General features: G+C 49.7%; 8 protein-coding genes and 2 pseudogenes. 8 read left to right on the plus strand and 2 right to left on the minus strand.

The window, feature by feature from the left end; genetic code table 11:
• The first annotated feature begins 1 nt into the window (after position 1).
• The 5 genes and pseudogenes from GSO_RS09135 to GSO_RS09155 all read left to right on the plus strand — a co-directional run bounded on the left by GSO_RS09135 (position 2) and on the right by GSO_RS09155 (position 5,215).
• Positions 2–847 (plus strand): DUF1129 domain-containing protein, encoded by an 846-nt coding sequence (locus GSO_RS09135; protein ID WP_010491365.1) that lies wholly within the window; start codon positions 2–4, stop codon positions 845–847.
• Between the two features lie 122 nt (positions 848–969).
• Positions 970–1,725, plus strand: coding sequence for an NADPH-dependent oxidoreductase (locus GSO_RS09140; RefSeq protein ID WP_010491367.1), 756 nt, complete (start codon positions 970–972; stop codon positions 1,723–1,725).
• A gap of 341 nt (positions 1,726–2,066) precedes the next feature.
• Positions 2,067–2,984: an ABC transporter ATP-binding protein gene (locus GSO_RS09145; RefSeq protein ID WP_010491368.1), complete on the plus strand. Its 918-nt coding sequence runs from the start codon at positions 2,067–2,069 to the stop codon at positions 2,982–2,984.
• Positions 2,971–4,586: pseudogene (locus tag GSO_RS15840) on the plus strand (ABC transporter permease). Before GSO_RS09145 ends, GSO_RS15840 begins: the two are co-directional and overlap by 14 nt.
• Positions 4,583–5,215, plus strand: a complete 633-nt coding sequence (locus GSO_RS09155) for a TetR/AcrR family transcriptional regulator (RefSeq protein ID WP_010491370.1) — start codon at positions 4,583–4,585, stop codon at positions 5,213–5,215. The pseudogene GSO_RS15840 and the gene GSO_RS09155 overlap by 4 nt, the downstream one beginning before the upstream one ends.
• A gap of 80 nt (positions 5,216–5,295) precedes the next feature.
• Here the strand turns inward: GSO_RS09155 and GSO_RS09160 are convergent, their stop codons facing one another.
• Positions 5,296–6,699 carry an MFS transporter gene (locus GSO_RS09160; RefSeq protein WP_010491372.1) on the minus strand — a complete coding sequence of 468 codons (1,404 nt, stop codon included), beginning with the start codon at positions 6,697–6,699 and terminating at the stop codon, positions 5,296–5,298.
• A gap of 231 nt (positions 6,700–6,930) precedes the next feature.
• Between GSO_RS09160 and GSO_RS09165 the strand changes: the two genes are divergently transcribed.
• Both GSO_RS09165 and GSO_RS09170 read left to right on the plus strand, forming a co-directional pair.
• Positions 6,931–7,668, plus strand: coding sequence for a sulfite exporter TauE/SafE family protein (locus GSO_RS09165; RefSeq protein WP_010491374.1), 738 nt, complete (start codon positions 6,931–6,933; stop codon positions 7,666–7,668).
• A gap of 128 nt (positions 7,669–7,796) precedes the next feature.
• Positions 7,797–8,825, plus strand: a complete 1,029-nt coding sequence (locus GSO_RS09170) for a helix-turn-helix domain-containing protein (RefSeq protein ID WP_010491375.1) — start codon at positions 7,797–7,799, stop codon at positions 8,823–8,825.
• A 102-nt stretch (positions 8,826–8,927) separates the two neighbouring features.
• Here the strand turns inward: GSO_RS09170 and GSO_RS09175 are convergent, their stop codons facing one another.
• Entirely contained in the window at positions 8,928–9,782 is an 855-nt protein-coding gene (locus GSO_RS09175) for an alpha/beta hydrolase (protein WP_010491377.1), read from the minus strand.
• A gap of 173 nt (positions 9,783–9,955) precedes the next feature.
• Between GSO_RS09175 and GSO_RS16960 the strand changes: the two are divergent.
• A pseudogene (locus GSO_RS16960) lies at positions 9,956–10,027 on the plus strand (GntR family transcriptional regulator); the annotation flags it as partial.

A 10,027-nucleotide genomic window follows, 5' to 3' on the forward strand; every position in this document is an offset into this window, starting at 1 on the left:
CATGAAAAAGCGCACGGAAGCTGTCAATAAATTGGCAGCCGAAAACAATCAATTACGTAAACAACTGACTAAAGCCAACCGCGATTACTACGAAGATTTGCTGGTTTACATGCGGGGCAAAAACTTGTTCCGGGATGATTATCAATTAGAAGAAAGTTTGCTAGGTATTCTCCAGGACCTCATTGATGCCCAAAATGATGGAACGGACGCAATGACTTATTTTGGTCATGACCTCAAACAGACGGCAACTGAATTATTAAAGACAATTCCGCCGCGTATCGGTAATTTTATCTGGTTTAACTTAAAATTGGCAGCAATGATGATGTTTATTTTGTGGCTGCCGCGTCTGACCTATCCAAACGTAACCTTCGATGCCGGAAGTTTGTTGCTGGCTTCCGGCATCGCGATTGTCAGTGTGTGGGGTGCACTTTGGTACGTCGGCAGCCACGCTTTTGCCAAACCATCACGGCTTCAACTAACCGCCATTATTCTTCTCGGTGTGATACTGTTTGGCATCATGGTCAGCGTCTTGCTGTTTCTCAAAACCAGCTGGCAAATTCGCCTTTCTGCCCATACTTCGTTCACCGTCATTATTTTAGGGTTGATCATTGCGGCAATTTTGCCGTTTATCCATCACCTCACTGAACTTGAGCGCCCCATTTACTACTTCAGCTTGTTTATACTCATTCTCGGTTTGCTTGTCTATTTGCGAGCCACACGTTCCTTCTTCAGAACCAAGATCGACTTTGGCCAATGGCAATGGTTGTTTTATGTTGCCGTGATCCTCTTGGGAATCGGCATCGGCTTGTTAATCTGGTGGCTGGGAGAACGACGGCATCGTCATTAAAAAGCCTGTCGTCACCACAAAATCCTTGACGGTAAGTTATCTTTTCTAACAAAAAGTACACCCCTACCGAAACATTCCGCTACAATAGATGACATACGCATTGATTTGAAGGAGTGACTTTTTTGACCCAAAACGAAACCATTCGTCATCAGCTCCATCACCGCTCCATTCGGCGGTTTAAACCTGAGCACCTCAGCCATCAGACGATTCAGACGCTGCTGGATGTTGCCCAGCACACCGCAAGTTCGATGTATTTACAGCTTTTTTCAGTCATCCATATTCTTGATCCGAAAATTCGGGCCAAAATTGCGGCGATGAGTACGCAAACTTACCTGAACGGCCCGGGTGAACTGTTTATTTTCATTGCGGACTTGCACCGCGTCGCCGACTTAACCAAGGCGGCGCAGCAATCGCTTGATCGCCTCGGCCGGATGGATAAGTTCTTACAGGCAAGTGCCGATGCCACCTTGGCGCTGCAGAACATGGTTGTGGCAGCCGAAAGTCTCGGCTTAGGCACGGTCACATTAGGCAGTATTCAAAACGACGCGCAAGCCTTGATTGATTTGCTGCATTTGCCCAAGTACACTTTTCCGTTATTAGGGCTCGCAATCGGGTTTCCGGATGAGCATCCTGATGAAAAGCCACGTATGCCTGAATCACTGGTCGCCTTCACGAATTACTATGGCGAACCGGCACCGGCTACTGAAGCAATGACCGATTATAATCGTACGGTGCATGATTACTACGCCACCCGTCACGGCAACCCGCGCGAAGAAACCTACACCGATCTGGCGGTCAGCGCAGCCACGCACACGCCAGCTAAACGTGATGACCTATTCAAGGTGATGCGGCGTCAGGGCTTCTTCCCGGAAAGTTGAAAATTGCTTTTTGCATAGAAATTTTAAAATGCACACAAAATAACCGACGCGTCGGCTGCTTGATGAAATGGTCAGGCAGTCGGCTTTTTTGCTTCGATTTTAAAAGACGTCGGCTCCATGATTTGAAGGCCTCCACCCTTCATAGTTGGTTAAGCATGACGCTTTGGACTGCGCCTATCAAAATTCATTGACCAATCAGTCAATTCGTTATTGACCCGTCAGTCAATCGCAACTATACTTCAGGCGAAAAGGAAAATACGACGGGAACACGAGCCGCAAGTACCACCTTTCAAGCAGAATGCCGGCATCTTTTAACAGGATCGCATTCATAGGAGGCTACCATGGCAACTAATGTCATCGAATTAGATCACGTTCAAAAAAAGTTTGGCAAGTTTGAGGCGTTAAAGAATGTCAGCTTTACATTAAGTTCCGGACAGGTTCTCGGCTTTTTGGGGCCTAATGGTGCTGGCAAGTCGACAACGATTCGCATCATTTTAGGCATGTTAAAGAAAACTGCCGGCAGTGTCACCGTATTTGGTCACGATGCCTGGCGTGACGATGCCGTTATTCATCCGCGGATTGCCTACATTCCCGGCGATGTTTATTTATGGCCGAATCTGTCCGGCGGCGAAATTATCGATCTGCTGCTTAGGTTAAACGGCCGCGACCATAACAAGAAAACCGATGACTTAATGCAGCGATTCAAGTTTGATCCAACCAAAAAAGCCCGCACTTATTCCAAAGGTAATCGCCAAAAAGTCGCGCTTATTGCCGCCTTATCTCAAGATGCGGATCTGTATATTTTTGACGAACCAACTTCCGGTCTTGACACGCTTAACGAGCAGACATTTCAGCAAGAAGTTCTCAAACTTAAGCAGGCTGGTAAAAGTGTTTTGCTTTCGAGTCATATTTTGTCGGAAGTGGAGCGGATGTGCGATTCGATCGTGATTATTCGTGACGGCAGTGTGATTGAAAGTGGCAATCTAGACCAGATGCAGCACTTGGCGCGGCTAAAAGTCGAGGTCAAGACAACAACAGCCAATGATGATTTAGCTCAGGTTGCTGGGGTTCACGATCTGACATTTGCAGCGGCCGACCACACCAAAGCGGTCTTCACGGCCGATCGCGATGAGTTGAGTCGCATTATGCAGACCTTAGCGACCGCCTCGATCCTAGACTTGCGGGTCTCACCGCCAACGTTAGAGGACCTGTTTATGCGCTATTACGGAAAGCCGGGTGAGTCGCATGCGGCGGAATAATCGGCGTGCTGGCTATCTTTTAAAAGCCAACCTCAAACAAAATCTCAAATTCTCGGTTGTCTGGCTAGTTATTCTCATCATGATGATTCTCAGTGGTGCCGTGAAATTAGAAGCTGCCTTCGTCAACGGGGCTTCCGGTTCAAAAGATATTGTCAAAATGCTGCAGGCACCGGAGATGGCCGCCATGTTCGGCGCAACGCCTAAGGTTAGCACTTACAACGCTGCCATCATTTTTGCTGGCGTGATGGTCGTTTTCATGATCATTTTACAAGCCTTGTGGGTCATGCCGCTGATGATTCGCGACACCCGTGGACAAGAAGAAAGCGGCTTGCTGGAAATGGTCCGGGCGCGCGATGTCGGGCGCACGGCGGATATTACCGCCGCCATTTGGGAGCTGCTACTGGTCAGTTTTGTGATGGCGGCCGCCTACTTCGCCTCGCTGATCGCTGTCAACATGGACGGGACTGACATGACCGGCGATTTGTTGTTCGCCATTGCCATGCTAATCGCCAATCTGGTTTTCGGCAGCCTGGCTTTGCTGTTCGCCCAGCTAGCCAACAATACCCGCATCGCCAGCATGTTAAGCTATATGGTCTTGGCCGCCGCTTATCTCATTCGCCTCGTCACTGATCTGAACCACCAGCAACTGACCTGGCTTTCTCCGATCGGCTGGTTTGAAAAGGTCGACTTTTACACAAAAAATCAGCTCACGCCCTTGTTTCTCGGGCTTGCTGCAGCATCTTGCTTTGTGGTGCTGCCATGGCCATTGCGCAAAGTCGCGATCTCGGCGCCGGTGTGCTGGCAGAAGGAAACGGTCGCGCCACCGCAGCGCCATGGTTACGATCGATGCCGGCGTTGATCTGGCGCACCGAACGTGGCCTGTTGTCCGGGTGGTTAATTGGCGCGGTAATCTTCGGCGGCGTTATGGGCAGTGTTCTTGGCGGCGTTGGCGATATTCTTAAAACCAACCCGATTTATCGCCAGCTCTTAGACGTTAAACAAATCCACGCCGCCAATCAAACCATGGTACTTTCATTTCTGGCGATGTATATGGCCATTTTCGTTGCTTTGGCCGTCACCGCGGGGGTCCAGATTGCTTTTCGCCTTAAGCACGACGATCGGCTGGGTTATCTTGGCATCATTCACGCGGAAAAGCCCACGCGGACCACGATCAGTACCAGTTACAACTGCTGGGCCTTACTCGTTGGTGTTTTAGTGCTTTCTGTCGGACTACTTGCTTTATTTTTGACCGGCAATGCGGTGCTGAGCCAGCCGCTGCCGGTAAAATATCTCGGTCGACTCTTCATCGGCGGTCTGCCTGCCGTCTTGGCATTTATCGCGTTAGGCATTGCGTTGGCCGGTTTATGGCCAAAACTCAGTAGTCTCTTTTGGCTTTATATGGGTGCCGGGCTGATCGTGCAGGTCTTTCACGGGTTGTTTTCACTGCCCAAGCATGCAGGTGATTTCACGCCCTTTGGCTGGATCGCTGACGTTCCGGTCAAAGCTTTGGGTCAATCATGGCTTGTCATCATGCTTATCGGTGCCGTGATCCTCTTCATCATCGGCGTTGCCGGATATCGTCGACAGGATCTGAGCGTATGAAAAAAGTCGTCACTGACCCGCAAAAAGTAACCCGAATTTTACAAGCAGCAACTGACGCCTTCGGACAATTAGGCTTTGCCAAAACCAAAACCGATCAAATTGCTGCAACTGCCGGCGTCTCAAAAGGCTTGATTTTCCATTATTTTGGCAATAAACAAGCTCTATACCTCGACACCTTTAAAACCGCTTATCAACGAATCTACGCCCATATGGATCCGCATCAATGGCAAGACGCCCCGGAGTTAGCCGCTATGATGTCAGCGGCGGTGAAATACGAGATGAAATTGCAATTGGCCTTTCCTGCCGAGTATCGCCTCATGATGCAGGCTTACGCAGATTTGCCGCATTTTCCCCAACCATTGCAACACCAAATCCAACAGGAAACCCAAGCTATATCGGTGGAAGCCAATCGGATTTTTCGTAAAAAAATCGAACAATTACCTCGTCGGCAAGGGATTTCCGTTGATGACATTTTCAGTGTGGTTTCTGCCCTCATCGCCCAACAAACCGCGGTCACAACACAGCTAATCGCCACTGGCAAGTACCGCAACTTTGAAGACCTGCAGGCGGTGGTTGATCAAATGAATCGACAGTTGAGGATCGTCGAACACGGCTTTTTGCCAGACTAACTGGTTGTTTAATGAAAAAGGACTCAGACAACACCTCACTTATTTTTGAGGTCAGTTGCCTGAGTCTTTTTGAGCTGTCATCACGCTTTTGCTTTCGTCAGCTTAAACAAGCGCGCGTAAAAGCCGAAGTTGATCAAGCCGATCAGGAGCAGTAGCGCAAAAGCTAATTGACTGCCAATGCCGACGTTTTGGGCGTGGGTCAGGCCAGGCACCGTGACCGCGGTCATCATCCCGGCCAGGACCGTGGTGCCGATCGAGCCGGTGACTTGCTGGCCGGTGCTGTATAAAGCGTTGGCGTCGCTTTGATACTGGTGGGCCATGACCTTCAAGCCATAAGCCGTACTGTTGCCAAATGCCATTGACCGACCGATGGCGAAGATCAAATACAGGATCGTCACGCCTAACACGCCGATATGCTGACCCCAAATCGTAAAGCCCAGCATCCCGACCGTAAACAGGCTATTACCCAGTAAAAGCGGCAGCCGCCCGCCAAAATGATCCAGCATCCAGCCATACACCGGCTGCCCCAGGCCATTAAACACACTGCCCGGCAGTAAAATCAGCCCGCCGACAAACGCACTGGCGCCATCCACGGTTTGCACGTAATTTGGCAGCAGAAAATTAATCCCCACATTGGAAAACTGCATCAAAATATACGGCAAAAAACTGTATAAAAAGCCACCGTCATGAAAAACATCCAGCTTAAACAGCGCCTTGGCATGATGATTGGACAACCATAAAAAGGCCCCCATCGCCACAAGCACGACAGCACCGGCCACGCCTGCAATAAGCCAGGTATGCTCACTAACGCCATTTAAAGCGACTGTCAAACTAATCAACGCAACCCCCAGCGCCACAAACCGCAGCCAATCAAACGCAAATGCAGAAGTCGGTGTATATTGCTTAATGCGCCCCTGCCCCAATATGAGCAATAAAGTGGCAAACGGCAAGGTACTCCAAAAAATCATCCGCCAATCAAAAAAGTTGGCAATAGCCCCGCCAAAAGTCGGTCCCAAGGCTGGTCCGATGAGAATAATGAGGTTCGCAATGCCCATATATGTACCCAATTTACTGGTGGGCACCGTGTCCAAAATAATGTTGACCATCAATGGCCCGCACAAGCCGACACAGCCTGCCTGAACCAACCGCCCAAGCAATAACACCCAGAACACCGGCGCTAAGGCACACATCAGGTCGCCGATGATGAAAAGCAGCGCCGCCGTAATAAAAAGCTGGCGATTGGTAAAGCGACGTTTCATGTAAGCTGAACTAAGCATGACAAGTGCCGCCGCCAATAAATACCCTGACGTCACCCACTGCACGGTTGTCAAAGAAACATGAAAGTCATGCATTAACGTCGGAAACGTGACATTCATGGATGTTTCCGTTAAAACCCCGAAAAACGACATAAGCGCCACAATGGTGATCACAAATAAAGCATGACGCGTGTTCTTTTCCTTTTGCTCGATGGTTGTTTTTGCCATGGTCGGCCTCCCTTTATCTTCCATGATAAGCCGGGCCATTTTCAGTAACAATATTGAAATTTAAATAATTGCGTGAAAACCAGGTTTTGGGCTAGCACTTTTTCTGAAAGTCAGCGCAAAAGTGCGCTAATATGGAATCAATTAATAAAAATTATTTTATCAAGCATGTTTAGCGAAACATGCTGTGCGGATATCCGGCAATCACCGGGAATCCCACTTGGAGGAAATCTCATGACAATCGTTTTGATTCTCCTCGGCTTCTTGGTCGGGGCTTTTATTATGACAATGGGTGGCGGCGGTGGCGCTTTCTACCTCGGCATTATGACCGGCGTCGCGCATTTGTCGCCAAGTACAGCTGCGGCAACCTCACTTTTTACCGCTATTCCGGCACTGGCGGTGGGCTGTTATAGTCACTATCGCACTGGCAATATGCGCTTTCACGCCGGCAATCGGATTCTGCTCACTGCTGTTCCCGCCACAATTGTCGGCAGTTTGGTGGCGCCTTACATTCCTGAACTAATTTATTCATGGGCCATCGCCATTATTTTTATCGTGCTCGGCGTGCAGATGCTACGCCAGTCCTTTGCCCGTCACGCTAAAAAGACCGGCCAGCCCACCTGGTTCGCCTATGTGCTGGGCATCATTAGCGGCTTAATGGTCGGCATTGCCGGCTTAAGCGGCGGTGGACCGATTATGGCCGGGTTGATGTTAATGGGTTTGGATATGCCCCACGCAGCCGCCACTTCCTCTTATGCGCTGGTTGCCCTCTCCATCATCGGCTGTCTGTTGCATGCGACGCAAGGTACGATCGCCTGGACAGTCGGCGGCTTGCTGATGCTGGGATCACTGGTCGGTGCCGCCATTACCCCGCGCATCCTCAACCGCTTCGACCCGCGGTTACTCACCGCCATCTTGCGTCCGGTTCTCGGTGTTTTGCTAATCGTGATGGCCGTGAATCAGGTGTGGTAGCCAATTTGTAGCCGACTTAACCAGCAGTTAAAAAATTTGCGGCAGACTTGAAAACGCCTCCATTGTTTTTACTGATGCCTCTCTGCATAATGAAACTAAAGAACAAATAAAAATGAGGGGTGAACATCATGCAACTGAGCCAAATAATCCGCAACAAGCGGCTAGCTGCCGGTTTAACGCAGGAAGAACTCGCGCAAAAAGTAGGCGTCTCCGCTCCTGCTGTCAGCAAATGGGAGAAGGGCACATCTTATCCTGACATTACCTTACTACCTGTGTTGGCGCGTAACCTCGGCACGGACATCAACACACTGCTGAACTTTTCTTCTGACTTAGATCCAGCAGCCCTTCAAGATTTTTTTACCAAGCTGACCATGACAGCACAAAAAGATGGTTGGCAAGCCGCCGTTGCGCTGGTTGATCAGGAGTTGCGCGACTATCCATCAGTTTCACAACTACAGATGATGGCGGCGCCTTTTCTGGACACGCTGAAGCCTCAGATTCCAAAAGACGACTGGCCTCCGGTACAACAGCGGATCATTCAGTTGTACAAGGCGGGTGAGCAGAGCTCGGATTTGCCACAGGCACAATTTGCCGCACTGGGCCTGTTTAATTTTTATCTCAATGAAGAGCAATTCGACGCGGCTGAAAAACAACTTGCTGCGTTACCTAGCGAAACGGTGACTGCTTGGGCGTTAAAGCCTAAATTGCAGTTAAAACGTGGTCAGCTGACTGAGGCCTATGTTGAAGGCGAGAAACTTTTGGGGAGTGATTATGGCGCTCTAGGACAAGTGCTCGACTTGCTAACTCAAGTAGCCATCGCTGACCACCAGCTGGCCACCGCCGAGGAATATGTGAAGGTCGCCAAAGCATTGGACCAAGCGATTCACATGAACAGTCCATTCGTTATTGATACCGAATTGCAAATTGCCAAGGCAACCAAGGATGCCAAACGGGTAGTGGCGGTCATCCGGCAATTCGCTGACAATTTGGATCAACCATTTCCAAAGGTTTTCCAGCATCTGCCCCAACCAAAACCGCGGGAATCACCAGCTGTGGCACGCAGGCAATTCGTTGAGAACACTGTGCTTGATCCGGACTTGGCATTTTTGAAAGATACGCCTGAATATAACGAATTGCTTAAGCAGTACGCCGATTAGCTGGCCTTATCTAAATGTTGTAACAAACAAATCATATGCAACCAAAAAGGCATTGCCTCACGCAGATTGTGGGCAATGCCTTTTTAACGTTTTAATCCTTAATCAGTTCGTAAGCTTACCCGTACTCAAAAACTCATACAGATACCGGTTGACCAACGGATTATGCTCATGCAGCTTACTGTGTTGCGCCTTGCTGTTGGTAATTTCGCGTTCGGTATAGCTTTTGGCTCGACCTGCCACGATATACCGCAACGAACGGGCGGAGTTGACGGGGACACGGCCATCGGATCCCTTGCCCAGATTGCCAAACAGATTTAAAACCGCAGCTGTCTTTGGAAAATACTGCCGATTTTCGTACATCGGCTTGTAGCGGTCAGACATCACACTGGGGCGGCCATCGCTCGCCAACTTGATGTCTTGTCCGCTGTTCATCCCCGGCATTCCGGGAAAACCGTTGAACGGACCGGCGATCGTGATGAGCCGTTGCAACGTTGGTTCGCCTTTTTTGTCTTTGGTGACTGCCCAATCGGCCCAAGCCGCGGAACCGGCAGAATGGCCAACAGCATTAAAGTCTTGAATGCCGTAACGTTTTTTCAACTGTTTAAGAATCTTGGTCAACGTGGTTGCATCTGGCCGCCCGCTGCTGAACACAATGGCAATCAGCGGATGACGAACGCTCGGCGACCACGAACCGCTCACACTGAGCTGACCGGTATTCGTCACGGTGTAACGCAAAACCTGACGATAACCGGGGTGCTTGCTAAGGTCGTTGATCATATCTTTTTCCGAGCCATAACCACCACCAAAACCGTGAACAAACAATGTCGGTGTTTGATATGTCCCGGCAACGCGTTTGTTCGAAGGCACCTCGCCGCGGTTCACCCACCACCACGCACCGCCACTCACAACAAGAAAGATGCCGATGATGAGCATCACTTTGCCCCATTTTTTCGTCATCCTGCGCCTCACTTTCTCGTGCTGCTTCTTGCCTTGCATTGTACCACGCAACGGCCATTTTGAAACTTAGAAGCCACCCTCGCTGCTAAAATACCGATCAATGATACTTGGCAAACACTATGGTTATTGATACACTGTGATAGTTAACTAATACACTAATAAGGAGGCACACCGTGGAATTTGACGATAAAGTTCCGATCTACCTGCAAATCAAGCAGTACCTTTACCAAGCCATTATCACGGAT

The organism is Lacticaseibacillus zeae DSM 20178 = KCTC 3804, assembly GCF_000260435.1.
In the GTDB taxonomy this organism is placed as follows: Bacteria; Bacillota; Bacilli; order Lactobacillales; family Lactobacillaceae; genus Lacticaseibacillus; species Lacticaseibacillus zeae.

Coding starts and splice junctions, on each gene's coding strand:
- GSO_RS09175 (WP_010491377.1), bottom strand. CDS start 9,782: ATGACGAAAAAATGGGGCAAAGTGATGCTCATCATCGGCATCTTTCTT.
- GSO_RS09160 (WP_010491372.1), bottom strand. CDS start 6,699: ATGGCAAAAACAACCATCGAGCAAAAGGAAAAGAACACGCGTCATGCT.
- GSO_RS09145 (WP_010491368.1), top strand. CDS start 2,067: ATGGCAACTAATGTCATCGAATTAGATCACGTTCAAAAAAAGTTTGGC.
- GSO_RS09135 (WP_010491365.1), top strand. CDS start 2: ATGAAAAAGCGCACGGAAGCTGTCAATAAATTGGCAGCCGAAAACAAT.
- GSO_RS09170 (WP_010491375.1), top strand. CDS start 7,797: ATGCAACTGAGCCAAATAATCCGCAACAAGCGGCTAGCTGCCGGTTTA.
- GSO_RS09155 (WP_010491370.1), top strand. CDS start 4,583: ATGAAAAAAGTCGTCACTGACCCGCAAAAAGTAACCCGAATTTTACAA.
- GSO_RS09165 (WP_010491374.1), top strand. CDS start 6,931: ATGACAATCGTTTTGATTCTCCTCGGCTTCTTGGTCGGGGCTTTTATT.